Source organism: Bacillus sp. ISL-4, assembly GCF_018613275.1.
In the GTDB taxonomy this organism is placed as follows: Bacteria; Bacillota; Bacilli; order Bacillales; family DSM-1321; genus Peribacillus; species Peribacillus simplex_E.
In genome coordinates this window covers 90,440-117,371 of the sequence record NZ_JAGGQN010000013.1, presented here as the reverse complement: position 1 = coordinate 117,371, position 26,932 = coordinate 90,440, and the positions used below count along the sequence as shown (strand labels likewise).

29 protein-coding genes and 1 pseudogene are annotated in these 26,932 nt (G+C 43.0%); 22 read left to right on the top strand and 8 right to left on the bottom strand.

Going from position 1 to position 26,932, the window contains the following annotated elements:
- The first annotated feature begins 10 nt into the window (after positions 1 to 10).
- Genes J7J00_RS12270 through J7J00_RS12255 form a run of 4 tightly spaced genes read left to right on the top strand, consistent with a single transcriptional unit; the run spans position 11 to position 2,587 of the window.
- Positions 11 to 295 carry a thiamine-binding protein gene (locus J7J00_RS12270; protein ID WP_034309193.1) on the top strand — a complete coding sequence of 95 codons (285 nt, stop codon included), beginning with the start codon at positions 11 to 13 and terminating at the stop codon, positions 293 to 295.
- Positions 292 to 1,074 (top strand): ABC transporter permease, encoded by a 783-nt coding sequence (locus J7J00_RS12265; RefSeq protein WP_214790975.1) that lies wholly within the window; start codon positions 292 to 294, stop codon positions 1,072 to 1,074. The genes J7J00_RS12270 and J7J00_RS12265 overlap by 4 nt, the downstream gene beginning before the upstream one ends.
- Positions 1,064 to 1,801 carry an ABC transporter ATP-binding protein gene (locus J7J00_RS12260; RefSeq protein WP_286201317.1) on the top strand — a complete coding sequence of 246 codons (738 nt, stop codon included), beginning with the start codon at positions 1,064 to 1,066 and terminating at the stop codon, positions 1,799 to 1,801. The genes J7J00_RS12265 and J7J00_RS12260 overlap by 11 nt, the downstream gene beginning before the upstream one ends.
- 15 nt (positions 1,802 to 1,816) lie before the next feature.
- Entirely contained in the window at positions 1,817 to 2,587 is a 771-nt protein-coding gene (locus J7J00_RS12255; RefSeq protein WP_214790974.1) for a TatD family hydrolase, read from the top strand.
- A gap of 35 nt (positions 2,588 to 2,622) precedes the next feature.
- On the opposite strand, the gene J7J00_RS12250 is transcribed toward J7J00_RS12255, so the two are convergent.
- Positions 2,623 to 3,423: an NAD kinase gene (locus tag J7J00_RS12250; RefSeq protein WP_214790973.1), complete on the bottom strand. Its 801-nt coding sequence runs from the start codon at positions 3,421 to 3,423 to the stop codon at positions 2,623 to 2,625.
- Positions 3,424 to 3,667: 244 nt separating this feature from the next.
- Here J7J00_RS12250 and J7J00_RS12245 point away from each other — a divergent pair.
- The 6 genes and pseudogenes from J7J00_RS12245 to tpx form a co-directional block, all read left to right on the top strand.
- Positions 3,668 to 4,293: pseudogene (locus tag J7J00_RS12245) on the top strand (4-hydroxythreonine-4-phosphate dehydrogenase PdxA); the annotation flags it as partial.
- A 308-nt stretch (positions 4,294 to 4,601) separates the two neighbouring features.
- A complete protein-coding gene (gene sppA, locus J7J00_RS12240) occupies positions 4,602 to 5,603 on the top strand; it encodes a signal peptide peptidase SppA (protein WP_214790972.1) in 1,002 nt (333 codons plus the stop codon).
- 12 nt (positions 5,604 to 5,615) lie between these two features.
- Entirely contained in the window at positions 5,616 to 6,152 is a 537-nt protein-coding gene (locus J7J00_RS12235) for an RDD family protein (RefSeq protein ID WP_286201310.1), read from the top strand.
- 100 nt (positions 6,153 to 6,252) lie between these two features.
- The gene (locus tag J7J00_RS12230) at positions 6,253 to 6,945 is read left to right on the top strand and encodes a DUF2953 domain-containing protein (protein WP_214790970.1); all 693 of its coding nucleotides are present in this window, start codon (positions 6,253 to 6,255) and stop codon (positions 6,943 to 6,945) included.
- A gap of 14 nt (positions 6,946 to 6,959) precedes the next feature.
- On the top strand, positions 6,960 to 7,436 hold the full coding sequence (gene ytfJ, locus J7J00_RS12225) for a GerW family sporulation protein (RefSeq protein ID WP_098369959.1): 477 nt from the start codon (positions 6,960 to 6,962) through the stop codon (positions 7,434 to 7,436).
- A 172-nt stretch (positions 7,437 to 7,608) separates the two neighbouring features.
- Positions 7,609 to 8,109, top strand: a complete 501-nt coding sequence (tpx, locus tag J7J00_RS12220) for a thiol peroxidase (RefSeq protein ID WP_034309176.1) — start codon at positions 7,609 to 7,611, stop codon at positions 8,107 to 8,109.
- A 171-nt stretch (positions 8,110 to 8,280) separates the two neighbouring features.
- Here tpx and J7J00_RS12215 read toward each other — a convergent pair whose 3' ends face one another.
- Positions 8,281 to 8,598, bottom strand: a complete 318-nt coding sequence (locus tag J7J00_RS12215) for a FliH/SctL family protein (RefSeq protein WP_214790968.1) — start codon at positions 8,596 to 8,598, stop codon at positions 8,281 to 8,283.
- A 365-nt stretch (positions 8,599 to 8,963) separates the two neighbouring features.
- On the opposite strand from J7J00_RS12215, the gene J7J00_RS12210 reads away from it, so the two are divergent.
- The 4 genes from J7J00_RS12210 (at position 8,964) to J7J00_RS12195 (ending at position 12,896) form a co-directional block, all read left to right on the top strand.
- The gene (locus tag J7J00_RS12210) at positions 8,964 to 9,950 is read left to right on the top strand and encodes a class I SAM-dependent methyltransferase (protein WP_214790966.1); all 987 of its coding nucleotides are present in this window, start codon (positions 8,964 to 8,966) and stop codon (positions 9,948 to 9,950) included.
- Positions 9,951 to 10,128: 178 nt separating this feature from the next.
- Entirely contained in the window at positions 10,129 to 11,334 is a 1,206-nt protein-coding gene (locus J7J00_RS12205; RefSeq protein WP_214790964.1) for an acetate/propionate family kinase, read from the top strand.
- Positions 11,335 to 11,544: 210 nt separating this feature from the next.
- The gene (locus J7J00_RS12200) at positions 11,545 to 12,387 is read left to right on the top strand and encodes an EcsC family protein (protein WP_214790962.1); all 843 of its coding nucleotides are present in this window, start codon (positions 11,545 to 11,547) and stop codon (positions 12,385 to 12,387) included.
- Positions 12,384 to 12,896, top strand: coding sequence for a MogA/MoaB family molybdenum cofactor biosynthesis protein (locus tag J7J00_RS12195; protein WP_214790960.1), 513 nt, complete (start codon positions 12,384 to 12,386; stop codon positions 12,894 to 12,896). The genes J7J00_RS12200 and J7J00_RS12195 overlap by 4 nt, the downstream gene beginning before the upstream one ends.
- A gap of 58 nt (positions 12,897 to 12,954) precedes the next feature.
- Here the strand turns inward: J7J00_RS12195 and J7J00_RS12190 are convergent, their stop codons facing one another.
- Positions 12,955 to 13,269: a hypothetical protein gene (locus J7J00_RS12190; RefSeq protein WP_214790958.1), complete on the bottom strand. Its 315-nt coding sequence runs from the start codon at positions 13,267 to 13,269 to the stop codon at positions 12,955 to 12,957.
- Between the two features lie 213 nt (positions 13,270 to 13,482).
- Between J7J00_RS12190 and J7J00_RS12185 the strand changes: the two genes are divergently transcribed.
- Complete coding sequence (locus tag J7J00_RS12185; RefSeq protein WP_214790956.1) at positions 13,483 to 14,688, top strand: argininosuccinate synthase; 1,206 nt, start codon at positions 13,483 to 13,485, stop codon at positions 14,686 to 14,688.
- Positions 14,685 to 16,064, top strand: a complete 1,380-nt coding sequence (gene argH / locus J7J00_RS12180) for an argininosuccinate lyase (RefSeq protein ID WP_214790954.1) — start codon at positions 14,685 to 14,687, stop codon at positions 16,062 to 16,064. The genes J7J00_RS12185 and argH overlap by 4 nt, the downstream gene beginning before the upstream one ends.
- A gap of 55 nt (positions 16,065 to 16,119) precedes the next feature.
- Here the strand turns inward: argH and J7J00_RS12175 are convergent, their stop codons facing one another.
- Positions 16,120 to 16,554 (bottom strand): universal stress protein, encoded by a 435-nt coding sequence (locus tag J7J00_RS12175; RefSeq protein WP_214791049.1) that lies wholly within the window; start codon positions 16,552 to 16,554, stop codon positions 16,120 to 16,122.
- Between the two features lie 400 nt (positions 16,555 to 16,954).
- On the opposite strand from J7J00_RS12175, the gene bamE reads away from it, so the two are divergent.
- Positions 16,955 to 17,164 (top strand): outer membrane protein assembly factor BamE domain-containing protein, encoded by a 210-nt coding sequence (gene bamE / locus J7J00_RS12170; protein ID WP_214790952.1) that lies wholly within the window; start codon positions 16,955 to 16,957, stop codon positions 17,162 to 17,164.
- 87 nt (positions 17,165 to 17,251) lie between these two features.
- Here bamE and J7J00_RS12165 read toward each other — a convergent pair whose 3' ends face one another.
- Entirely contained in the window at positions 17,252 to 18,349 is a 1,098-nt protein-coding gene (locus tag J7J00_RS12165) for a M24 family metallopeptidase (RefSeq protein ID WP_214790950.1), read from the bottom strand.
- 117 nt (positions 18,350 to 18,466) lie between these two features.
- Between J7J00_RS12165 and J7J00_RS12160 the strand changes: the two genes are divergently transcribed.
- From J7J00_RS12160 to J7J00_RS12150, 3 genes are all read left to right on the top strand, one after another.
- On the top strand, positions 18,467 to 19,147 hold the full coding sequence (locus J7J00_RS12160) for a metal-dependent hydrolase (RefSeq protein ID WP_214790948.1): 681 nt from the start codon (positions 18,467 to 18,469) through the stop codon (positions 19,145 to 19,147).
- A 195-nt stretch (positions 19,148 to 19,342) separates the two neighbouring features.
- Positions 19,343 to 19,567: a hypothetical protein gene (locus tag J7J00_RS12155; RefSeq protein ID WP_098369970.1), complete on the top strand. Its 225-nt coding sequence runs from the start codon at positions 19,343 to 19,345 to the stop codon at positions 19,565 to 19,567.
- Positions 19,568 to 19,638: 71 nt separating this feature from the next.
- Entirely contained in the window at positions 19,639 to 20,958 is a 1,320-nt protein-coding gene (locus J7J00_RS12150) for a DRTGG domain-containing protein (protein ID WP_137018167.1), read from the top strand.
- A gap of 27 nt (positions 20,959 to 20,985) precedes the next feature.
- On the opposite strand, the gene J7J00_RS12145 is transcribed toward J7J00_RS12150, so the two are convergent.
- Positions 20,986 to 21,288, bottom strand: coding sequence for a YtpI family protein (locus J7J00_RS12145; RefSeq protein ID WP_214790946.1), 303 nt, complete (start codon positions 21,286 to 21,288; stop codon positions 20,986 to 20,988).
- Positions 21,289 to 21,456: 168 nt separating this feature from the next.
- Here J7J00_RS12145 and J7J00_RS12140 point away from each other — a divergent pair, with 168 nt between their 5' ends.
- Positions 21,457 to 22,395 carry a DHH family phosphoesterase gene (locus tag J7J00_RS12140; RefSeq protein ID WP_214790944.1) on the top strand — a complete coding sequence of 313 codons (939 nt, stop codon included), beginning with the start codon at positions 21,457 to 21,459 and terminating at the stop codon, positions 22,393 to 22,395.
- Positions 22,396 to 22,450: 55 nt separating this feature from the next.
- On the opposite strand, the gene ytrI is transcribed toward J7J00_RS12140, so the two are convergent.
- Positions 22,451 to 22,954 carry a sporulation membrane protein YtrI gene (gene ytrI, locus J7J00_RS12135; RefSeq protein ID WP_214790941.1) on the bottom strand — a complete coding sequence of 168 codons (504 nt, stop codon included), beginning with the start codon at positions 22,952 to 22,954 and terminating at the stop codon, positions 22,451 to 22,453.
- Positions 22,951 to 23,286 (bottom strand): sporulation membrane protein YtrH, encoded by a 336-nt coding sequence (ytrH, locus tag J7J00_RS12130; protein ID WP_098369973.1) that lies wholly within the window; start codon positions 23,284 to 23,286, stop codon positions 22,951 to 22,953. The genes ytrI and ytrH overlap by 4 nt, the downstream gene beginning before the upstream one ends.
- A 155-nt stretch (positions 23,287 to 23,441) precedes the next feature.
- Here ytrH and dnaE point away from each other — a divergent pair, with 155 nt between their 5' ends.
- Entirely contained in the window at positions 23,442 to 26,828 is a 3,387-nt protein-coding gene (dnaE, locus tag J7J00_RS12125) for a DNA polymerase III subunit alpha (RefSeq protein ID WP_396020537.1), read from the top strand.
- Positions 26,829 to 26,932 lie beyond the last annotated feature (104 nt).

Here is a 26,932-nt window from a genome sequence, read left to right as displayed (position 1 = left end):
AGGAAATACAATGGCCAACTCATTAATTAGTATACAGATTATTCCTAAAGGGGAAAATGTCATCCCTATGGTCGATGAAGCAATCAAGATCATTGAAGAATCAGGTGTCAAGTATGAGGTTCACCCGCTTGAAACGACAATGGAGGGTGAGCTTTCCGAACTTTTTGCCGTGATAGAAAAAATGAATGTAAGAATGATTGAAATAGGATCGCCGAATGTCATTTCCCAAGTGAAAATATTATATCAGCCAAGCGGGATTACGATGGATACGTTAACGGAGAAATATCGGGCATGATCGGAAGGGGAATTTGGAAGAAGGGGGCTCCCTTCTTTCTTTTATTATTGTTGCTGATAGTATGGGAGTCAGTGACAGTCTTATTGAAAGTCGAAGAATGGCTGCTTCCCGCTCCATCGGCCATTTTCATTGAAGGAATTGAGTCGTCCCGCAATCTTTACGGACACCTTATATCCACAACCGAGCTTGCGTTGTCGGGTTTTTTTATTGGAAGCTGCATCGGCTTATTGATCGCGGCAATTTTACACCTATTTCCCGGTGTGAAGGACGCGGTTTATCCTCTGCTCATACTATCACAAAATATACCCATCATTGTTTTGGCGCCGCTCTTGGTGATCTGGTTTGGCTTTGGCATGCTGCCTAAGTTAATAGTGATTTCGCTTGTATGTTTTTTTCCGGTTGCGGTTGCATCATTGGACGGTTTTCGCCAGACACCATACGAACTTAAGCATTATTTCAAGATGATGGGAGCGGGAAAAAACCAGTTATTTTGGAAGTTGGAACTTCCTCACTCAATCCCATTCATTTTCTCCGGCCTGAAAATTTCTGCCACCTATAGTGTAATGGGTGCGGTTATTTCGGAATGGCTTGGGGCAAAATCGGGGATTGGTGTTTACATGACTCTCGCTTCCTCTGCGTTCAGGACAGATCGGGTGTTTGTTGCCATTTTCATCATCATGGGAATGAGCCTGATCTTTTTTGGAATCATCACCATTCTGGAGAAATACTTAGTTTCTTGGAAGAGAAAGGAGGGCGAAAAGGGTGAAGCTGGAAATTAAAGATGTCTCCTATTCTTTCGATGGTAAACAGAATATATTGGAGAAGATGAATTTCCATGTGGATGATGGGGAATTTGTCACGATCCTTGGGCCATCGGGCAGCGGTAAAAGTACATTGTTCCACTTGATCGGCGGCATATTGAAGCCGGATCATGGCATCATTTCACTGGATGGTAAAAAGATAAATGGCTTAAAGGGCCATATCAGCTATATGCCTCAGCAGCCTTCCCTTTTACCCTGGAGGACGGTATTGGAAAATGTTTTGCTTGGAAGTGAACTTGCTGGGGTCAGAGATAAAGAAAAGGCAAAAGCCCTTTTGAAGAAAGCTGGATTAGAAGAGTACGGGAAAGCATATCCTCATGAATTATCTGGTGGCATGAAGCAAAGGGCCGCATTCATCCGGAGTATCTTAAGTCCACAGGATTTGATGTGCCTGGACGAACCCTTTTCTGCCTTGGATGAACTGACAAGATTGCAAATGCAAAAATGGCTGTTGTCGGTTTGGGAAGAAAATCGGAGGTCGGTGCTTTTTGTTACGCATAGCATAGATGAAGCGGTTTTCCTTTCAGATAGGATTTATGTGTTATCAGCAAAACCGGCTGCTGTCATCAAAGAAGTGGAAATTCCATTTCCAAGGCCAAGAAGTGAAGAACAGCTTCTTAGTGATGAGTTTTTTCATTTGAAGAGAGAGTTATATGCAGCACTGAAACCAACTTTTTCTACTTAAGGGAGGCGATTAAACTTGAGGATCATCGACAGTCATATCCATTTGGACCGGTATGATGTTGTTAAGCGGAAGCAGATTCTGACTGACATGGAAAAGGTTCATATGGAATCCTTGCTGTCTGTTTCCATGAATTTGGCCTCTTCGATTAACAATTATCAGCTCTCACTGAAGGATTCACGAATAAAGCCTGCCTTTGGTTTTCATCCAGAGCAGCCCCTCCCAAGCGATGAAGAAGTGAACGAACTTTTGAACTGGATGCGGGAACATCGTCAAGATATGGTTGCCATAGGTGAGGTTGGGCTGCCCTATTACTTAAGGCAGGAAAATCCCGATATTGATAACTCAGCGTATATAGTGATACTGGAGAGGTTCCTGACCTTAGCTAAAGAGGTTGAAAAGCCGGTTATCCTTCATGCCGTCCATGACGATGCACCCATCGTTTGCGACCTTTTGGATAAGCACCAAATCACAAAGGCACACTTTCATTGGTTTAAAGGCGATATCCGGACAGTCGAAAGAATGGCCGAAAAGGGCTACCGCATTTCGATTACACCTGATGTTTGTTATGAGAGGGAAATACAGGAATTAGTTTTTGCATACCCACTTAAGCTGATGATGATTGAAACGGATGGACCATGGCCGTTTGAAGGGGTTTTCAATGGGAAATGGACCCATCCCGGCATGATGCATGACAGTGTGCGTCAGATTGCTTCGATTAAAGGATTGCCGATTGAGGATGTCTATGAAATCCTTTATCAAAACACGAAAGATTTTTATCATATATAAAGGTACCGGTTACCATACCCGGTACCTTTTTTAGTTCAAAGAAAGGTCCTTTTAACCTTTTCCCAAAAGGAATTGTCTTTTAGCTTAACGGTCTTGATGACTTTACCGCTTAACCGGACCTTTACCTTTTCGACATGATTGATGCTTAGTGCTTCATTGTCCATTCCGATGATCGGATAGCTTGGTCCGTTTTCTTCAAGGTGGACGGTCAATGTCTTATCACCGCTTAAAATAAATGAGGAACCTAGGGTCCGATAGGTATTATTATTGACGGAAGCAAGTTCGCTCACTTGAAAGCATGGGAGGAGGGGATCGACAACGGCCCCATTGACCGATTTATTATAGGCGGTGCTTCCAGTCGGAGTCGCAATGATGATCCCGTCCCCGCGAAAAGTTTCAAAATGGAGTTGATCAATGAAAATATCCATGATGAACGTTTTGGTGATGGAAGACCGGATACTAAGTTCATTAAGGGCGTAAAAGGAGGGCTGATCGTCCAATTGGATAGCGATGGTTGGATATTTACGTACCTCTATTTGCTCTTTTGTCATGGCATCGATCATTTTAGCACTGTCTTCCAAGTGGAAATCGCAATACATATTCAAGTTACCTGTGGTGGAAATGCCCGCATATAAACAGTCATCCCTGAATCCGGTTTTACGGGCTGCCTGCAGGAATGTGCCGTCATCACCGATGCTTACGATGATGTTTGCTTTCGTGAAATCCTGGATGACTTCATACGAATGCTGCTTCGCCAAGTCTGACAAGTATTCTACCTTGCTAATCATCTCTGCATTCGGTGCATGGAAAAAATAAATATTCCTTCGAGTGTTCATCATGTTCCCCCCTAGTATGGTATGGTGATGAAAGGGCTTTCTTTTCTTTCAAGAAGGGAAAGCCGTCAGTACAAAATGAAGCTGCACATTTCGTACACTTTTATATGACATAGTTTATCATGGAATGAAGCATTTTTGTTATTCGTTTGAGGAAGCAGTATCGAAGAAAGAATGATTGACTGGATAGCGAAGCAGTTCCTTTTAGGAAGTGAAAAGCGAATGATGGTATAATTAATTCTCAATAAAAGAAGCGCTCCACAAAGGTGGTCATATGTACCCTGGCCATACAGAGATTCTTGCTGACCTTACAGGTACAGATGACTTTTCGATGATGCTGACCACTCCCAATTTAAAGGGCATCCATTTGACGACTCATATGGGGCTGATCGAAGCTATCGAAAGCATTAATCCTGAGCGGACGTACAGAGTGATTAAGCTTGCACATGAAACGCTGACAAAGGCGGGCTTTCAAAACCAGCATCGCTGTTTGTGGTATAAACCCCCATGCAAGGGAAAATGGCTTATTTGGAAATGGTGAAGAAGAAGAGAAATTAATGCCTGGAATAGAACGGGCACAGGGTGAGGGAATCAATGTAAGCGGGCCGCTTCCGGCAGATACATTGTTCTTCAGGGCCGGCCGTGGAGATTTTGATATTGTCATTGCCTGTTATCATGATCAGGGACATGCCCCCGATCAAGGTCATGGGAATTGAGGCTGGAGTCAATATTACTGTAGGGCTCAAGGGCGGCATAGTCCGAACTTCCGTAGATCATGGGACAGCATTTGATATGGCCGGTAAGAATATCGCTGATGAAAAAAGCATGCTTGCGGCCATTCAGTCAGCAATTGAATTAGCTCCAAAGCAATAAATATAGAAGCTGCCGGGATGAATCCCGGCAGCTTTTTAGTTTGGCTGATTTTTCCGTTTAAAGCATGTACTGCTCCGGCTCAAAATTAGAAACTTGAAGAAAATTTTCTATTTGCATGTATATCATCATCCCTCTTTTGTATAAATAGGAAAGAAAGGTATATGCAAATTGTACAAAATGCACCAATGCATTTCCAATTAGAGGATTATTTGCTACAATTTTATATGTCTTAGTTTATCATGGAATGAAACATTTTCATCATTAGTTCGTATGGTAAGAAGGATACATATATTTAAGGGGGAAAACAGATGAATGGAAAGCGTTGGGCTGCACTTGGAATCGCAGCCGTTTTATTTTTTGTCTCTATTGCTGTTGGGGCGGCTACGACTCTATTTACAGCGGATACGGAAAATATCATTGATGAATTATTTGCTTCCGAAAGTGCATTTTACGAGGAAGTCATAGAAGGTGATGATTACTCAAATGTTATTGCCGTATTTGATGTAGAAGGCACGATTCAAGATACAGGAGAAGCCTCATTACTTAGTTCAGCAACATATAATCACCGTGCCTTCATGGATAAGCTGAAGATGGCAGAGGAAAATGATGATATCAAAGGAATCATCCTTCGGGTCAATTCTCCAGGCGGCGGTGTCGTCGAAAGTGCAGAGATTTATGACAAGATCCTTGATATCAAGAAAGTGAAAAAACCTGTCTATGTTTCCATGGGGTCTATGGCAGCTTCCGGCGGATATTATATTTCTGCACCAGCCGATAAGATATATGCTAGCCCAGAAACGATGACGGGTTCACTTGGCGTCATCATGCATGGGTATAATTACGAGAAGCTGGCCAAGAAATATGGTGTCGAGTTCGAAACCATCAAAAGCGGACCACACAAGGATATTATGAGCCCGACCAGGGAAATGACTGGGGAAGAACGTGAAATACTGCAAAATATGATTAATAATTCTTATGATCAATTTGTAAAAGTCATTGCAGATGGACGCGGTATGACAGAGAAGGAAGTAAGGGAAATTGCCGATGGACGCATTTATGATGGGCGTCAGGCTAAAGAAAACCATCTAATCGATGATTTCGGCCATTTGGATGATGTAATTGCCGCAATGAAAACGGATATCGGTGAAAAGGATGCTCAAGTTATCCGTTATACAGATGAGGCAGGTTTTGGTTCATTATTCAGTATGGGTGCGCAAAAAATGTTGGGAAATGATGTGGAAACGGCAGTCTTGACAAAAGTCCTTTCCTCTTCAAATTCTCCACGCTTAATGTATTTGTATGCGGAATAGGGGGGCTGAAGGATGACGGAACGAAATGAAAACAATGAACAAATCGCTTCATCCAATCTAATGGCAGATCAAGAGGTTCCTGTTCAGCAGGAATTTACACCAGCCAATAAGACCGTGGATGATGACGGAGTCAAGAAAGTGCATTTTGCAGGTTTTTGGATGAGGTTTTGGGCCTATCTAGCCGATCTATTGGTTATCGGAAGTTTGAACCGGATTTTGATTCATCCGATCTTCAAGTTTTATGAAGGGACAGATGATCTCTGGTTTTCCGCCGAGGGCTTCTTAACGGGGGTCGTATTCTTCTTATACTTTGTTTTGATGACCAAATTCTTGAACCAAACCCTTGGCAAGATGATTTTTGGACTGAAAGTCGTGGCATTGAAGGAAGAGAAAAACATTTCATGGGGTACGATATTGTTCAGGGAGCTGATTGGCCGCTATATTTCAAAAGTCACTTGGATTGGCTATCTCTTGGCAGGACTTTTACCGAAGAAACAGGCATTGCATGATGTCTTTGCAGACACGGGCGTTGTGTTGATCAGAAGATGATTTCTTCCATTCATAAATCTGTAAGAGCGGGATTTTCGCTTTTGCAGGTTTATTTTTTTTTGCATATGCCGATAATGATAGGCTGAAGGGGTGTGGGTGCATGAAGTGGCTTTTGTTGATTATAGGTATCCTCATTTTAGTGCTGCTGATTGTTGTTTTCACTAAAGTAAGAGTGTACATCGACTACAAACGTATCCAAACGAATGACCAAATACATATTAAATTATCAGCTTGGTATGGGCTTTTTCACTATACATTCAAGGTTCCGGTCATCAAAATGGAAGATGACTCTGCGGCTATAGTAGTAAAGGAAGAGCAAGAAATGAACGGAAAAACCAAAAAGGAAGAAAAGAAAAAAATCACGGCCGAAGATTTGCGTGACGGATTCGCAGACAGTCTGGAGATGCTTCAGCATATAATCGGATTTCATGGGATTGTCCGTCAATTCACAGGGAAAGTCCAAGTCAAAAAATTCACCTGGCATAGTATGGTCGGTACTAAAAACGCTGCACACACCGGTGTTTTAACTGGAGCATGCTGGGCGCTTAAAGGTTCAATCATCGGGTTGCTGACAACCTATTTCAACTTCCGGATCATGCCCTCCTATTCCATTACACCCGACTTTCAGAGATGGCAGGCAAACACGTCGATTTCCTGCATATTACAATTTAGAATCGGGCAAGCTATGGTGACTGGAATAAAACTGCTTCGTTATAGGAAAGGCGGAAAGCCGCATTTCAAGTCGAGGAAATTAGCGAAGCTATCAGGTGATTCCAATAAACAATCGTTATAGAGGGAGGAATTTAAATGTCAGATCATCCGATCCAAGGTTTAATGAAAGAAGCTATGGAAAATCTGAAAGAAATGGTTGATGTGAACACGATCATCGGGGATCCGGTGGAGACTCCGGATGGAAGTGTCATTTTAACCGTATCCAAAGTGGGATTTGGTTTTGCAGCCGGTGGCAGCGAATTTATGATGGATGGGAACCATCAAGGACAGCAAGGTGGTTCCAAGCAGCCTTTTGGCGGCGGTAGCGGCGGTGGGGTTTCCATAACACCAATTGCCTTTTTGATTGTCGGTTCCCATGGGGTGAAAATGATTCACCTGGATGAAGGGACACATCTTCTCGAAAAAATGATGGATTTAGCTCCTCAAGTCGTCGATAAAATTCAGTCCATGCTATCCAAGAAAGACAGTAATCAAAAGCAAGGCAGTAATCAAGGCGGCAGTCAACCAGCTGTAAAGAGATATCAAGAACCAAAACAGGATATAGATTTCTAACTGTGACTCGGCACCCGCCGAGTTTTCTTTTTGCTGCAGTATTTCATCAACATAAAAGCATGTATGTAATGTACAAGCACCATTCACATTTCCTAATTCAATTTATTGCAAAATTCCGGTAAAACAAATATGATTATGCTTGTACATATAGCAGAAAAGGGAGGAATTATTAATGGCTTCAGTTACATTTAAAAACAACCCGATCACTTTAGTGGGACAAGAACTAAAAGTTGGGGACAAAGCACCTGATTTTACAGTATTGGCTAATGACTTATCACCGGTTACATTAAGCGACTCCAAAGGTTCTGTCCGCATTATCAGCGTGGTTCCATCTGTGGATACAGGTGTATGTGATGCACAGACACGTAAATTCAATGAAGAAGCGGCAAAATTGGATAATGTGAAAGTACTGACGATCAGTAACGATCTTCCTTTCGCGCAAAAACGCTGGTGTGCTGCAAGCGGCTTGGACAATGTTCAAGTGCTTTCCGATCACCGTGACCTTTCATTCGGTGAAGCATATGGTGTTGTCATGCAGGAACTTCGTCTATTGGCCCGCTCTGTATTCGTAGTGAACAGCTCTGATGAAATCACATATGTAGAATATGTGAGTGAAGGTACCAACCATCCAAATTACGAAGGTGCAATCGAAGCGGCTAAAGCGGCAAAATAAGATGCAATCCTAAGAAACCGGGCGCTATGTACCCGGTTTTTTGTTTTAACTTTATTTAACGGATGTTATTCATGCCTGATTTTCAATGGAGCTGTGTATATTAAACTTTGAGTGCCGACCAATACAGTTCGTTTCTAATACACTATTTTTATCATTATATGCTTGATTTAGTTATGGCTCCAAACTCGGACCATTCAGTGGTAAAACAATTTTGCCAGACCACTCTTGACCATTAGGTGTACCAACTTTTATGTCAATTTCATTAGGCCACGACGGCATTTGTCTTTGATGATGTCCTGGAATAAACCCCGCTTGTTGCCCTGCTCGATATCCATCCCTATACCCTTGTCGATAACCTTGTCGATATCCTTGTCTAAACCCTTCTTGAAACCCTTGTTGTTGCCTGTTAATTTCATCTGCTGACTGTGTATCATGTTGCTGATTTATCGGATTAACCTGCCCATGATAGTATTGATATTGATTATCCATCATAATCACCACCTCATGTATGGTATTCTGTTTGGGCATTCATTGAGCCTTTCCAAGTAATAAAAAATACAGGGCAGCAACCCTGTATTTCATTTTGTAGACAAAAGGGCTTCGGAAAACGTAACTATGCGCGTGCCCTACGTTACAATCAACTTCCAAATTCCACACCCTGTATTTAATTTACCTTTTAATTACTCGTGGTTGAAATTTTGAAAAAAGAGTGCGCGCAAGATTCCATATATGTAACTTTCAAATCGAAAAACAGTATGTTAAACAAACGAAGAATGATAAGCAGGACGTACGGCTTGTATCTCATTCTTCTTACCTTTAAAATAGGGACAGAAGCAAACAGGAGGAATTAATAAGTGAAGTCTACCCCAGTTGAACAATTATTTTATGAATTTGATGAAACAGCCCAAATATTGCAAAGTGAACTTTCATGTACGTATCTGGATGCCCTGGGTGAAACGGGCGAGAATTTCTTCCAAGGGAAAGTCCTGCAGGAGGAAATCAGTGAAGTATCGAAGAAAAGGTTAGTGAAGCATTATGCAGATTTTTCACCGGAGAAATATGAGAAGGAAGCAATCCGTAAAGCGTATCAGCTTGCTATTTTAAAAGGCATGCAGCAGAGCGTTCAGCCGAATCATCATATGACCCCTGATGCAGTCGGCATGTTCGTCAGCTATTTAGTCGGTAAATTCACCAAGAATCAAAAAGAGATAGTCATGCTCGATCCTGCCATTGGAACGGGGAATTTACTATTTGCGATCTTGAATCAACTTACTGATAAAAACATCGCTTCATATGGTGTCGAGATTGATGAAACCTTGATCAGGCTTGCATACGCGGGTGCCAACCTGCAAGAACATCCGATGGAATTTTTCAACCAGGACAGCTTGGAGCCGCTTTTCATCGATCCTTCAGATGTTGTGGTCAGTGATTTGCCGATAGGTTATTACCCGAATGATGTTCGTGCAGCTGAGTATGAATTGAAGGCCGATAAAGGACATTCGTATGCACATCATTTGTTTATTGAACAAGGTGTTAAACACGCGAAGGATGGCGGACACCTATTCTTCATTGTCCCGAATAACCTGTTCGTCTCGGAGGAAGCTCCGAAACTCAATGATTTCCTGAAGAAGCATACACATATCCAAGGGATGGTGCAACTGCCGCTTTCCATGTTTAAGAGCGAAGCGGCTGCGAAAAGCATCCTGATCCTCCAAAAGAAAAAAGAGGGTATCGAAGCACCGAAGAAGGCATTGCTCGTACAACTTCCGAAGTTGTCGGATTTCGAAGCGACCAGGTCTGTCATGCAACAGATGGACGATTGGTTTAAAGAGGAAAAATAGTCAATGAAAGCTGATGCCGCAGGCATTGGCTTTCTTTTTTTTTTGAAAGAGTGATTATTTGCAATTTTTTATTATTATTTGGTTGAATCCGCTTGCCATGATAAGATTGTACAATACACTGCACGTTTCGTTTGGATGAACATTGGAGGAACTAGCATAGAGTAAAGGAGCAGGATGGATGTCAAAAATCATGGCTATTAATGCGGGCAGCTCATCATTGAAGTTTCAGCTTTTTGAGATGCCAAGTGAAAAAGTAATGACAAAAGGTCTTGTAGAAAGAATCGGCTTGAAAAATTCCGCATTTACCTTAAGCGTCGAAGGCGAAAAGGTTTCTGAAACGATGGATATACCCAATCATGAAATAGCTGTAGGGCTTTTATTGAAAAAGCTGATTGACCATCGCATCGTTGACTCCTTAGAAGAAATAGATGGCGTAGGGCATCGGGTGGTGCATGGCGGTGAGATATTCACGGACTCGGTCTTGATTACGGAAGACGTAATAGAGGAAATCGAAAAGCTTTCCGAGTTGGCGCCCCTTCATAATCCCGCCAATATCACCGGAATCAAAGCCTTCAGGCGAATACTGGATGATGTGCCAGCGGTTGCGGTATTCGACACTGCCTTCCATCAAACGATGGCGGCAAGTTCCTATTTGTACAGCTTACCTCTTGAATATTATGAAGATTACGGAATAAGGAAGTATGGGTTTCATGGCACTTCACATAAATATGTATCGCAGCGGGCTGCCGAAATGATTGGCCGCCCAATTGAACAGCTTCGATTGATATCGTGCCATTTAGGGAATGGTGCAAGCATTACGGCCATAAAGGGCGGCAAATCAATTGATACATCAATGGGGTTTACACCATTGGCCGGTGTTACTATGGGAACGCGTTCAGGGAACATCGACCCTGCACTGATTCCTTATATCATGGAAAAGACGGGAAAAACAGCAGATGAAGTTCTGGATGTCCTGAATAAGAAAAGCGGCATTCTGGCCCTTTCCGGATTTTCCAGCGACCTGCGCGATATTCAAGTTGAAGCGGATAAAGGCAATGAGCGGGCTGAACTCGCACTTAAAGTGTTCGCAGACCGGATTCACAAGTACATAGGCTCCTATTCAGCTAAAATGGGAGGTGTGGACGGCATCATTTTTACAGCGGGCATCGGTGAAAACAGTCAAACTATTAGGGGGCGAATCTTGGAGGGGCTTGAATACATGGGGGTATATTGGGATAAGGATCTCAATCGCACCTCGGGTAAGGAAGCATTCATCAATGCACCCTATTCCCCTGTGAAAGTCATGGTCATCCCCACTAATGAAGAAATCATGATTGTCAGGGATACCATGAAAATAGCTTTGTGCGAAACTTGGAAAACATGACTTCCTGTTTTATAATGACCCCCTTATCTCTCTGGTAAGGGGTCTTTCCCATGAAATTTCATTCTCAAAATCCGCCTTCCCATGGATTTTATCTCCATGCAAACCGATCCCCTTGAACGCTGGGTCGCCATCATCTATTCTTTGAAAACCTTTTCTCTATGTTATACTTAAGGGAGAATCCACCAATTCTGTACATAGGAGGCTTGATGCATGGAATTCACGAACCGGGAAATGAAACTTTTGAATGAAATTAGTGAATGGCAGGAAAAACTTTATCAATATGAGCCAACGGATCTGGCTGCATTGTATGATAAATGGTTGGAGCAGGGGTTTGCCCTGCTTCCGGAAAACATCCAACAACAGTTTTTTGACAAGCTTGATACTTGGCTTTTTCATTTGCATGCCATGGTTCAGAGCTCACAAGTTCAAATAGATGCAAGAGAGCGGATTTTAGCATCTGCGCGCGTGTTTAATGAAGAAATCGAAACGTTGAGTGATTTGAAACACTTATCGATCGATCAGTTGAATTACATAGCCAATCAGCATATCGCTAAGCATCGCTTATATTCATTTGCACAAGGCGGGATGAGCGGATCAGGAGGCCTGCTTCTGCTAGGGAGCGATATTCCGGCCATGACGGTCATCAATGTCAGGATCGTACAGCTGATTGCGATGTCTTATGGTGTTGAGGTGAATACACCGTTTGAAATGATGCTGGCCCTTAAGGTATTCAATGCAGGAGCGATGCCAAAGAGGCTCCAAGGAATAGCTTGGGAAGAATTGATCCGCGAGGTCCAGACCGCAGAAGATGACTATTTTTATTTAGGAATCGAAGAACTGACAAACCCTACCTGGATGGAACAGCCGCTGAAGCAGCTGTTGAAAGCATTATCCATTACTGTTTTCCGAAAAAAACTGGTTCGGGGCATACCGGTCATCAGCATGGTCATAGGGGCTGGGTCCAATTATCAAATGACCCGGAGTGTCAGTGAATTTGCCCAGAAGTTCTATCAGTACCGTTATTTACTTGAGAAGAAGGCTGATGAAGAATGAGTGTCAAGAATCATAAAAACGCCATCACGGAGGCAGTTCGCTGCATGGTGATAACCGTCAGCGATACGCGAAATGAAGAAATGGATAAAAGCGGAGCACTGATGATGGAATTGCTGAAGTCGAAAGGGCATGAAGTGACGGATTATGTAATCGTTAAAGATGAGCGGAAAGCGATTCAGGATGCGGTCAATTCCGGTAGCCAAAGCAGCACGGTCGATGTCATATTAACAAATGGAGGCACTGGCATCGCCAATAGGGATGTGACGATCGAGGCGGTCAAAGAGTTGATGACCAAGGAAATTCCCGGTTTTGGCGAGATTTTTCGAATGCTCAGCTATCATGAGGATATCGGGTCTGCCGCCATTCTATCCAGGGCGATTGCCGGAGTCGTGAACAACAAAGCGGTTTTTTCCACCCCGGGCTCTTCAGGGGCGGTTAGGCTTGCGATGAATAAATTGATTCTCCCGGAATTGGGACATGTCGTTGGTGAACTTCGCAAGGATTTATAAGAGGGATGCAAAAAAAGCCACAGTTTTAAACTATGGCTTTTTTTGCATGGAATAGGCCTTAATTATGCATCTTTTCAGTTACGCCTTGATTGGCACGATACCATAGCCATAAATCATTGATGATGGAAGCAAGTTCCGCAATTTCGGAATTGAGCTGGCATGATTTGGTGAAATTACTCTCATCGGAGAGCTGAAGCTGCTTTCGGTTAATGGTGGATTCCAGTTCCTTGATGCGGTCCGGGATGCTTCCCCGGATATTCTCCCAAAGTACGAGTATTTGCTGTTGCTCGCCTTTTGTATAATCATCCCACTCCAGATTCAAATCGGGAATTGAGATGCCAAGCCGTTCATCATAGATAAATAGTTCTTTCATATGCCCTCCGCTTTTCGATTTATCATACTCCTAGTTTACTATATTCTCGCGGAAGCATCCAATGTGTAAATTCCTTGAAAATATTAGCGGATTATTTAGCGAAATCTTTAAAATACCCCTTGTATTCCTTTAATAAAGATGATAAAGTACTAATCATAGATTGAATAAAAATAACAAACGATGAATTTTTATTCATACGAAAGGACGATGAAAATGAAAAATCAAAAAGTTGTTTTAGCATATTCCGGAGGTTTGGATACTTCCGTTGCAATTAAATGGTTACAAGATCAAGGGTACGAAGTTGTGGCATGCTGCTTGGATGTCGGTGAAGGGAAAGATTTGGACTTCATTAAAGAAAAAGCGATCACTGTCGGTGCGGTAAGTTCCTATGTCATTGATGCGAAGGACGAATTCGCTGATGAATTCGCATTGACGGCTCTTCAGGCACATACTTTGTATGAAGGGAAATATCCATTGATATCAGCTTTATCACGTCCGCTGATCGCGAAAAAATTAGTGGAAGTGGCTGAAGCGGAAAACGCGGTAGCCGTTGCGCACGGTTGTACGGGAAAAGGAAATGACCAAGTGCGTTTCGAAGTATCCATCTCCGCCTTGAACCCTAATTTGCAAGTTCTTGCACCTGTTCGTGACTGGAAATGGTCTCGTGAAGAGGAGATTGAATATGCAGCGGAAAATGGCATTCCCGTTCCGATTGGCATGGCGAGTCCATTCTCGATTGACCAAAACCTTTGGGGAAGAAGTAACGAATGTGGAATCCTGGAAGATCCATGGGCAGCTCCGCCGGAAGAGGCATATGATTTGACTGCAAGCCTTGAAAGTACGCCAGATACAGCTGATATCATTGAAATTGGTTTTGAACAAGGTGTGCCGGTTACATTGAATGATAAAAACTATAAATTGGCTGACCTGATCGTCGAGTTGAATCAAATTGCCGGCAAGCACGGAGTTGGACGTATCGATCACGTTGAAAATAGATTAGTAGGAATCAAATCGCGTGAAGTCTATGAAGCTCCTGGTGCAATGACATTGATAGCTGCACACAAAGAACTTGAAGATATCACGCTAGTAAAAGAATTGGCTCACTTCAAACCGGTTATCGAGAAGAAAATGACTGAATTGATTTATGAAGGGCTTTGGTTCTCTCCGCTTCAAAAAGCGTTGGCTGCATTCCTGAAAGAAACACAAGTGAATGTAACGGGTACGGTACGTGTGAAACTATTCAAAGGTCATGCGATTGTTGAAGGAAGAAAATCCGAGTACTCCCTATATGACGAAAAATTGGCTACTTATACAAAAGCGGACGAATTCGATCATGATGCAGCAGTTGGATTCATTAAGTTATGGGGACTTCCAACGAAAGTGAACAGCATGGTCACTAACAAGAAGGTGACAGTGTGAGCAGCAAGCTTTGGGGAGGAAGATTCACAAAATCTGCCGAAGAATGGGTAGATGAGTTTGGAGCTTCCATTTCCTTTGACCAGGAACTTGTCCTTGAAGATATTCAAGGCAGTTTAGCTCATGTAACCATGTTAAAGAAATGCAGCATTTTACCTGAAGAAGATGCGGATCAGATCATTGCGGGTCTGAAAACTTTACAGGAAAAAGCTGAGAAGGGTGAATTGACTTTTAAGGTTGAGATGGAAGATATCCATCTTAACCTGGAAAGTATGCTAATAAGCGAAATCGGTCCAGTTGGCGGAAAGCTTCATACAGGAAGAAGCCGTAATGACCAAGTTGCAACCGACCTTCATTTGTATATGCGTAACCAAACGAAAGTGATTCTGGAACTCATCAATGATTTGCAAATGGCGATTTTGGGACAATCCAAGAAAAATGTGGAAACACTAATTCCAGGTTATACACATTTGCAGAGAGCACAGCCCATTTCATTTGCCCACCACTTAATGGCTTATTTTTGGATGCTTGAGCGTGATAAGCAGCGCTTCAACGAGAGTTTCAAAAGGATTAACATCTCTCCATTGGGTGCCGGGGCATTAGCTGGGACTACTTTCCCGATTGACCGTGCCCTCAGTGCCGAGTTATTGGGGTTTGAGGGAATTTACGAAAACAGCCTTGATGCGGTGAGTGATCGTGATTTTGCCATTGAATTCATGAGCAACAGTGCGACAATGATGATGCATTTATCCCGTTTCAGCGAAGAAATCATTCTCTGGTCAAGCCAGGAATTCCAATTCATTGAATTGGATGATGCGTTTTCCACGGGAAGCAGCATCATGCCGCAAAAGAAAAACCCTGATATGGCGGAATTGATCCGTGGTAAAACAGGACGGGTTTATGGGAACCTAACGGGGTTATTAACTGTTTTGAAAGGACTGCCGCTTGCTTATAACAAAGATATGCAAGAAGATAAAGAAGGCGTTTTTGATACGGTTAAGACCATTGTTGGTTCACTTAAAATATTTGCCGGCATGATTTCAACGATGAAAGTGAAAACGGACGTAATGGAAAAAGCAACAAAAAATGACTTCTCGAATGCGACGGAATTAGCTGATTACCTGGCTTCGAAGGGTATGCCTTTCCGTAAGGCGCACGAAGTGGTCGGGAAGCTTGTATTGTTCTGTGTCCAGAATGGCTGCTATTTAGTGGACCTAAGCATTGAACAATTCCAGGAAGCTTCCGATTTGTTTGAACAGGATATTTATGATGCATTAAATCCTTATGAGGCCGTTAAACGCCGTAACAGTGCGGGCGGTACAGGTTTTGCCCAAGTATTGCTGGCTATTGAAAAAGCGGAAAAACTTGTAAGTGAATAACAGGAAAAAGCTCGTTCACCAATTTGGCGAACGAGCTTTTTATCATTTTCTTTTATCAATTCGTACGCACGACCATTACATCACAGTTTGAATGGCGAACGATGCCTTCCGACACGCTGCCGATGAGGAATCGTTCGACTGCATTTAGGCCTGTTGCACCGCAAACAATTAAATCGATTGAATGCTTTTTCGCTAAATCCCTTGGAATTTGAACTTTAGGAGAACCATATGCAACTTCTGTTTGGACCTTTGCAATCCCGGAGGCAATGGCTTCCGTTTTATACTTGTCCAATAGCTCATTGGCAAAGGTTTCAGAGTGATCACGGATAGTCATATCATAAGCTTCGACAGTAGGGAAATTCCTTGTATCCACGATATGTGTGAGCACAAGGGTAGCGTCACTGAGTTTTGCTAAATAGATTGCCTTTTTTAGGGCCCACTCTGCTTCTTCCGAACCGTCCACTGCTACAAGAATATTTTTATAATCTATACTATTCAAGTGAATCTCCTCCTTCTATTATATTCCCATTATACTATGTTTTACCTAATGGATCTGATTTCAATTGTAACAAATTAGCAAATGTTTTAGCCAATAATCTGGAAATCGCAATATGGAAAAATGATTCAAACCTTATTATGTGATGTGAAAAATATAATGAAATATATCAAAGCATGCAAAAGCAAGTATAAATATAATGCATAGTTTAATATTCTTGAGAACAGCATAATGAAGGAAAATCAAAATTAGATTTATAGTCATAACAAGCCTGTGCTTTACTCTTCTATTTTATTGTATTTTTAAGTTAGGGGTAAATGAATATGAATCAAGGTTCACCACTGAAAGATGGTTAAATGATGATGAAGGAAAAGTATATCTGGTTGATGACTTAATGAATGAACATGAATTGATAGGCAAGACAAAAGAAGAAGTGATCACGCTTTTAGGGTCCCCAACAGAAACGGAATATTTTAAAGAGAAAGATAATGTTGTTTATTTTCTTGGTGCCGAGAGGGGAATCATAAGAATAGATAGTGAATGGCTGGTCATTTGGTTTGACGGCAGTGATAGAGCAGTGAAACTTGAACTGCGGACCGATTAGCTAAAATGAGTTTTGAATAATAAATACCCCCGTCTTAAATGAAGGCGGGGGTATCCGGGTTTCGATATATTAAATGGTAACAGATCATCACTTTATGATTTGCAGGCTCTTCGGGAATTTGGTCAAAACTTCACAGCCGGTATCGGTGATCAGTAGATCATCTTCAATCCTGACGCCGGCAACATTTGGAACATATATGCCAGGTTCGATGGTATAAACCATTCCGGATTGAAGTTCAAGCGAATTCGTTTCAGTCAAGGATGGATACTCATGGACGCTGATCCCAAGTCCGTGCCCGAGCCTGTGCGGGAAGAATTCACCGTATCCTTTATTCCTGATGATGTTTCTGGCAGTCAAGTCTATCTCGGAACAGGATACACCAGGTTTACTGGCTGCCACGGCAGCTTCTTGTGCTTTAAGTACAGTTTCGTATATTTCTGCCTGTTTATCATTGATATCTCCGTAAGCAACCGTTCTAGTGATGTCAGAGCAGTACCCTTCATGAACGACGCCCAGGTCAAAGAGGACAAGGTCGCCGCGCTGAACCTTCGTATTCCCGGGTGTACCATGAGGGGAAGCGCCATTTTTACCAGTCAGGACCATGGTGGAAAAAGACATTTGGCTGACGCCGGCCTTTTTCAATTCGTATTCTATCGCTGCAAGGATTTCCATTTCCGTTTTACCCTCATGAATTTCGCTGACACCCACTTCGATCGCAAAGTCGGCAAGTCGGCATGCTTCACGGATTTTGACCATTTCATCTTCCGATTTGATCATTCGCATCCTTTGAAGTTTTTCTTCTGCGGAAACGAGCTTTGGTGCTCCGAAGTATTGTTGGACCTTTTCATAACGTTCTACATTCATATGCTCTTTTTCAATGGCCATTGTATTAATGGTCAACCCGCGACTCTTCACTGCTTGCTTCACTTTTTCCCAAGGATTTTCAATGTCGGTGTAACCGATGATATCTCCAGCCCATCCAGCCTGTTTAGCATCCGGGACTTCCATCTGCGGGCAGACAAGGAATGGGTCGGCATTTGCAAAAGTCGCAAGTGCTAGCAGTCTTTCATGAGGATCACTATAAAAACCGCTCAAATAGAAGATGCTCTCTGTAGATGTAAGTAAAGCGGCTTCTGCCTCATTGGCCTGTAACCAATTTTGTAGTTCTGTCAAACGTTCATTCATGACGATACCTCCATTAATAAGATATAATTACCTTAGCAATATTTAAAAGTATAGTAAATGGGAAAGGCCTAAGAAAGCTACTAAATAAATTGTGGGTATGGGAAGGGAGCATCAAAAATGAAAGTATCTTTTCATGGACATGCAGTTGTAAAAATCGAAACGAATGGTAAAACGATTTTAATCGATCCATTCATTACTGGAAACGAATTGACCGATTTGAAGGTAGAAGATGTGAAACCGGATGTGATTATCTTAACACATGGCCATAATGACCACGTCGGTGATACGGTTGAATTGGCCAAAAGGCATGATGCACTTGTCATCGGCATTGCAGAAATTGCCGACTACCTGGGTGCTCAAGGGGTTAGGACCCACGGGATGAGCATCGGCGGAGCTTTCGAGTTCGATTTTGGAAAAGTGAAACTGACGCCAGCTTTCCATGGAACGGGATTCAATAACGGAGAGGGGCAAATCATTTATTTAGGAATGCCTGCTGGCATATTGCTTATGTTAGAAGGGAAAACGATTTATCACGCAGGGGATACAGCGGTATTTTCCGATATGAAACTGATTGGGGAGAGACATCCGATTGACTTGGCATTCTTGCCAATCGGCGACAATTACACCATGGGGCCTGAAGATGCAGCACTTGCTGCGAAATTCCTTCAAGCCAAACAAGTCGTACCGATTCATTACAATACTTTCCCTGTCATCAAACAGGATCCTGACAAATTCATCGACTTGCTTGAAGAGGGAAATGGACTGATCATGGAAGCCGGGGATGAAATAGAATTTTAATAGGAGCGGGAGCCTGCAATGGCTTCCGTTTTTTTGTGTAACGTGTTGGCATAGCCGACCGAATTGACTGATCTCCGTGCATCATTGCCTTTTACGCAGATTTCCAGAAATGGAAAGTAAAGTCTCGTTCTGCAGCCAAGTCTTTTTTCCTTTCACAGGCATAAAATGAATAAATGAGAAAAAAGGGGGGATTGGATGAAACAGAGATTATTGCTGTGTTTGCTTTTATGCGGTGTGATGCTGTATTATGCCGTGCCGCGTTTGTCGTTGGAAAGTGGCGGTCTGGAGAGTCTGTTTGCTGGATCCTGGCTGTTGTTTGCATTGTTGGCGGTAGCTGGAAACTTGACGGGCATACTATATTCTCCTAAGAAACAAAAGGTAAAACGCAAGCTGGAATACAAAAGGTTGCGTCAATACTAGTAGTTGTTTGATAAACTAGGCTCTTTGACCTTATAATGGAGAATAGGAATACCGTGAAAAGGGTGAAGCGCTTGGCTACAAAGCATGAACAAATATTAAAACATATCGATGGGCTCCCTGTTGGCGAAAAGATTTCCGTCCGTCAAATTGCGAAAGCATTGAATGTTAGTGAAGGTACGGCATACCGGGCAATTAAAGAGGCGGAGAACCAGGGCTACGTGAGCTCGATTGAGCGGGTAGGCACGATCCGTATTGAGAAAAAGAAAAAAGAGAATATTGAAAAGCTCACTTTCGCAGAAGTAGTCAATATTGTTGACGGACAAGTTCTTGGTGGGAAAACGGGACTTCATAAGACATTAAATAAATTCGTCATCGGGGCGATGAAGCTGGATGCCATGATGAGATATACAGGGGCAGGAAACCTGCTGATCGTCGGGAACCGTACACAGGCCCACGAGCACGCGTTAAAAGCGGGTGCAGCGGTGCTGATCACCGGGGGATTCGATACGGAGGAGCCCGTTAAAAGGTTAGCCGATGAATTGGAGATGCCAGTCATCTCGACGAGTTACGATACGTTTACCGTCGCAACGATGATCAATCGGGCGATCTATGACCAATTGATCAAAAAGGAAATCTTGCTGGTGGAGGATATTTTGACACCCGTACAGGAAACGACCTTTTTGACTGTGGGTGACCGGGTTCAGACTTGGCATGAACTGAATCAGGAATCCGGGCATAGCCGTTTCCCTGTTGTCGATGACAATATGAAGGTTCAAGGAATGGTCACATCAAAAGATATCATCGGACAGGAAGAGCTGACGCTCATTGATAAGGTGATGACGAAAAACCCGATGACCGTAGGCGATAAAATGAGTGTGGCATCTTCTGCACATATGATGGTTTGGGAAGGGATTGAGTTAATCCCGGTCGTGAATGACAGCCATATCCTAAAGGGAATCGTGAGCAGGCAGGATGTGCTGAAGGCACTGCAAATGAGTCAAAGGCAGCCACAGGTCGGCGAAACGATCGACGATACGATTACAAGCCAGCTTGTGATGACTTCGAATCGTGGCAAGGGCGAGGAAGTGTATAACTATGGCGTCACTCCGCAGATGACCAATTACCTTGGGACCATTTCAAGCGGTGTGTTCACGACATTGGTCACCGACTCAGCAAACCGTGCACTTCGAAGCTATAAGCGCGGTGACTTGGTCGTGGAAAACATGACGATCTACTTCATCAAGCCAGTCCAGATCGACAGTACGCTTGAAATCCATCCGCGTGTGCTTGATGTAGGACGTAAATTCGGAAAAGTGGATGTCGAGGTGTTTAACCAAGGCAAACTTGTCGGCAAGGCGATGTTGACTTGCCAATTGCTGGACCGATCATGAGAAATAAAAAGGATAATCGAAATTCGATTATCCTTTTTGGTTTGCAGCTTCTTCGATTGCATGCGGCAAATAAAACTTATACATTTTATAGCCGCCCCAAACACTGAATAGGCCAACGAAGATGAAAACGGCAGCAATGATATAAGTGATGGTCGTGTGGAACAGAAAAAGCTGATTGATTCCGAATAGTGCGACAAACGCACCGAGGGCGATGGAAGACTTCCCAGAAATCCACTTTTTCTCCATCGGCAACCTGGTTCGGACCGATTTGATTTTATAAAACAGATAGACCCCTAGCGAAAGAACGATCAAGGTGACAAGAATAGGCATCGGTTGAAATTCCCCCAATTTAACATATGTACCTTTTTATTGTAGCGGGAAATGAAAGAGAATGCCACAGTAAACAAGATGAGTCTTCCTATTTCCCCAATTTTTTGATTAAATAAAATATATCATCTTTATAAGGCTCGATAATACATATGTTAAGGGGAGATCTAAATGAAAGCTGAAATATTAGCAGATATAAAGCGTTATGATACTATCATTCTCCATCGTCATGTCCGTCCAGATCCGGACGCTTATGGTTCACAGGGGGGATTGGCGGAAATCCTGAAAGCATCTTTCCCAGAAAAGCGAATTTTTACGGTCGGGAAAGAAGAACCGTCTTTGAATTACTTAAGAAGGCTCGATGTGATTTCTGATGAAACATATCAAGGTGCTCTGGTCATCGTTTGTGATACCGCAAATACGGACCGGATTTGTGATGCAAGGTACACGACGGGTGATAAACTGATTAAGATCGATCATCATCCTAATGAAGATCCATATGGGGATATGCGTTGGGTCGATACATCGGCAAGTTCAGCAAGTGAAATGATTTATGAATTTTACCAGTTCGGTAAAGAACAGGGCTTGAAGATGAGTGATGAAGCGGCACGTCTTATATATGCAGGCATTGTTGGCGATACAGGTCGTTTCCTATTCCAGAATACGACTGAAAAGACATTTGCCTATGCCAGTGAATTGATTAACTATTCGTTCTCCCGCCCGCAGTTATATCAGGGGATGTATGACGTCGAGGAAAGCATAGTCCGGTTGAATGGCTATGTGCTGCAGCATTTTGAAATCCTTCCATATGGCACAGGGAAAATGATCATCACAAAAGATATACTTGAACAATTCCAGGCTTCTACATCTGAGGCATCTCAGCTCGTTTCCTCGCTAGGTTCGATTAAAAATGTTAAGTCATGGGTCTTTTTCATTGAAGAGGATAAAGAAATCAGAGTCCGTTTCCGTTCTAAAGGACCGATCATCAATACGATTGCCCGTAAATATAACGGAGGAGGCCACCCGCTTGCAGCAGGGGCTTCGATTCATTCTTGGGATGTAGTGGATAACATCCTTGCTGACATGGAAGAGTTGAATAAATCGGAATGAAAAAACTTAAAGACCAAATCGCATATGATTTGGTCTTTAAATTTAGTGGATATTATTAAGAAGTAGTCCTTTTTAGTTTGATTTCAATATTCATTTTCGTATAAAACATGATCTCGACGACTTCAAGTCGATAGCGTTTTTTATTGATGGTAACGATCTTATTTTCGATGGATTTTTTCAAAAGCAGCTTTCCGTCATAGACACTGGCGACATCTTTGGCAAGAAGAGAGGAAAGGTCGTCCTCGATCACATCCTCGGCTTCTGCAATACTCAGCCGATCCAGACTGTATTTTTCATTCGTAATGGTTACTTCCACTTCCTGAATCGTCAATATCTCCTCGTTTTTCTGGTTCAATTTTTTATAATCCTGCTCCCAAATTGCGATTTTCCCGTTTAAATCCTGAATCACTTCACTTTGTTCGTGAAGGGTCCGGATCTGCTTCTCCTGCTGGACACCATGCATATAAAAGAAAAGCACCCAACTGATCAATCCGCCAAGTGCAGCTCCGGCAAAGAAACGCTGCCAGGTGGGAGACCGGTGATAGGGAGGAATCCTCATGATGAAATATGCTCCTGCGTGAACCAGTTTATGATCAGTGCTCCTGTCTGTGCTCCGCCAAGTGCAGATAGAATCAATAGGACCTGCTTGACTATATCCTTCGTTTCCCCGTGGAAAATACCGCGTTCGAAATTATAAACCATATCAAAAGTTCCCCCGATTGCAGCGACAATCGCCCAAATACGAAGGCTGTCCGAAAGCCGGAATACAGTCGTCATCGGGGCTTGTCCAGTAAAAAAAGCGGCGAGGCCCCCGATTATCGAGCCGCCAAGCAATACGCCAAGCGATATGAAAAAGCTGTTGATGAAGGCTGGAACAAAGGCTTCATTCATATATCATCATCCTTTTTTTCTTGATATTCTTCTATTCCATTTATATGGGAAGTTCAGAGGTAATATGATAGTCGTCGGAAATCAGTAAGTTAAATTGCATTGGTAATGAGAACATATTTTCTTTTTTTGAAATAAACACTATAATGAAAAGAAACATGCCTTACAAAGGTGGGAGAAAAAACGTGTATACTCATCTCCATATTCAGAGCGGATACAGCCTGCTGACAAGTACGGTGAAGATCACTGAACTTGTGGCCAAAGCGAAAGCGGATGGCTGTACAAGTCTTGCCTTAACCGATCGAAATGTTATGTACGGTTCGGTCTATTTTTATAAAGAATGCAAGAGACAGGGGATAAAGCCGATCATCGGCATACTTGCAGATATCCTTGATGAACGGGATTCGCCACATGGACTTCTTTTATTGGCAAAAAGTCTACAAGGATATCAAAACCTGCTTAAAATAAGCAGTGCCATAAAAACGAAATCCCCGTCAGGCATTCCAATGAATTGGCTTAAAGCCTATTCCCGGGGCTTGATAGCAATCACACCGGGTGCGGAGGGGCAAATAGAAACGCTATTGAGAGAAGAAAATCCTGAGGAGGCCAAACAGGCAGCGGGGCGATTTCTGCAAATTTTTGGTCATGATAACTTTTATGTATCCATACAGAGACTTTCGATCGCGAATGAGGAAAAAGGCAACGAAGCTATAAGTCAGTTGGCGAGAGATTTAGAGATAAAGATTGTCGCGACGAATCCAGTCTATTATTTGAACGAAAGCGATGCACTCGCTCAAGAAGTCCTATTGGCAATTGGAAATGGCGACAAGCTGGCGGATGAGACGCATACGGTTCTTGAATCCGGTCAATTTTATTTGAAAAGCCGGGCCCAGATGGCAGAACTATTTCATGACAGACCGGATGCACTCGAAAATACACTGCATATTGCCGCGCAATGCAATCTGGAGATTCCATTTCACCGTTCACTGCTTCCTAAGTACCCTACTGAAGATGGAGTCACAGCAGAGGAAATGCTCGAAGCCATCTGTTTCCAAGGGCTGAAGAAAAGATTGCCCGAGCCATCCATTCATTATGAAGAACGCCTGCGATATGAATTGGATATCATCACCAAGATGAAATTCAGCGATTACTTTTTGATTGTTTGGGATTTCATGAAATTCGCTAAGGACCATCAAATCCTGACAGGTCCTGGAAGGGGGTCGGCCGCCGGATCGATGGTCGCTTATGTGCTGTCGATAACGGATGTCGATCCAATCGAACATTCCTTGCTGTTCGAGCGCTTCCTGAATCCGGAACGTGTCTCGATGCCGGATATCGACATTGACTTTCCGGATAACCGCCGTGAAGAAGTGATTGCCTATGTCGCAAAGAAGTACGGGGAACTTCATGTAGCACAAATCATTACATTCGGAACATTGGCTGCCAAAGCTGCGTTAAGGGACACAGGGCGTGTTTTCGGCTTGAATTCAAAGGAACAGGAAGCGGTATCGAAAATGATTCCAGGCCGCCTGGGCATCACGCTTCCCGAGGCTTTCAAGGAATCGAAAAGGCTCAGGGAATTCGTTAATGAGAGTGACCTGAATCAAAAACTTTTTCAAACCGCTTTATTGCTTGAAGGTCTGCCTCGCCATGCTTCGACACATGCCGCCGGCGTCGTCATCAGCGATCAGGCACTGACCGAGCATATTCCGATTCAGGGGGGGCATGAAGGCATCCATCTGACTCAATATCCAATGGACCTTCTCGAAGAACTGGGACTTCTTAAAATGGATTTTCTTGGACTCCGCAATTTAACGCTCATCGATAATATTTTAAATAACATCAAAAAAGGAACGGGGAAAAAGCTCGACTTGTCCCATATCCCGATGGATGACCCCGAGACGCTAGCCCTTTTAGGGAGAGGCGAAACAACCGGAGTGTTTCAATTTGAATCGGATGGCATCCGAAAGGTTTTGATCAAGCTGAAACCGAACCGATTCGAGGATATCGTCGCGGTCAATGCCCTATATCGTCCAGGTCCGATGGAAAATATACCGCTGTTCATCGAGCGAAAACATGGACTGGCTCCGATTGATTACCTGCACGAGGATTTGAAGGATATCCTCGAGCCTACTTACGGGGTCATCGTTTATCAAGAACAAATCATGCAAATCGCCTCCCGTTTAGCCGGGTTTTCATTAGGGGAGGCTGACCTGCTCCGTCGTGCCGTTTCGAAGAAGAAGAAGGATGTTCTGGATCAAGAGCGGCAGCATTTCGTGAACGGCTCATTGAAACAAGGATACTCCGAAAAAACGGCAGATGAGATTTATTCCTTGATCGTCCGCTTCGCTAACTATGGATTCAACCGAAGCCATGCGGTGGCGTATAGTTTCATCGCTTATCAGCTGGGTTACTTGAAAACCCACTATCCGGAATATTTCATGGCAGCACTCCTGACATCGGTCGTCGGGAATGATGAAAAGATTTCGCAATATATCCGTGAAGCCAAAAAGAAAGGGATAATGGTTCTGCCTCCCTCGATTAACCGGAGCGGGTACCCGTTTTTACCGGAAAAGGAAGGGATCCGTTATAGCCTTGGAGCCATAAAAGGGATAGGCGGTACGGTCCTAAAAGAAATTTTTGCTGCAAGGAGGCAGAAGAAGTTCGCTGATTTATTCGATTTCTGTTTGCGCGTTTCAGGAAAAATCGTAAATAGAAAAGTGTTGGAGGCGCTTGTGCATTCAGGTGCATTTGATGAATTCGGTGAGGACCGGGCAACATTGTTGGCGAGCTTGGACGTAGCAATCAATCATACGGAATTGGTTAATCCAGATGATGAACTATTCGATATGTTTTCCGATGGTGAGTTTTCACTCAAACCGAAATACAACCGGGTCGAGCCTATACCTATCGAGCACAAACTCTCATTGGAAAAAAGCGCATTGGGGCTTTATCTATCGAATCATCCGGTGACAAGCTACAGAGAACTTTTTCAGCACTTCGGCTGTTTGACCATAGATGAAGCTACCAATAAAAAGGAATCAAAAGTCTTGCTTGGCGCATACATTACGTCGGTTAAAACCATAAGGACAAAAAAGGGCGATGTGATGGCTTTCTTGAGCGTTAGTGATGAAGAGGGGGATATTGAAGCGGTCGTTTTTCCAAATGTTTATAAAAATCACTCTGCCGACTTGAATCACGGACAACTCGTTATGCTGCAAGGAACATTGGAAGAGCGGGATGGAAAAACACAGCTCCTGATCAAGAACGTATACCCGCTTGAAAAAGTGAAGCAGATGAAAGAGGAAAGAAACGGAACGATATTCCTGAAAATCGAGGCTGGCAAGCAAACGAAGGATACACTGCAAAAAATAAAAAAAATTTTAATGCAGCATAGCGGTGAAACGAAGGTCATGCTTTTTTACGAGAGGGAAAACCGCTATGTACAGCTATCTTATTGGGATTGGGTCAATCCTACAGATAGACTGATGCAGGCATTATTTGACTTGGTCGGAAAAGGGAATGTGGTTTACAAGAAAGAATAACTGTTTTACAACTTTAATAGTTATGTTATATTGAAAACAGGCCGCTGTGGTCTGACCACTAGATTTCAGCATATAAGATATGGGATACCCAATTTGGTTTAGGA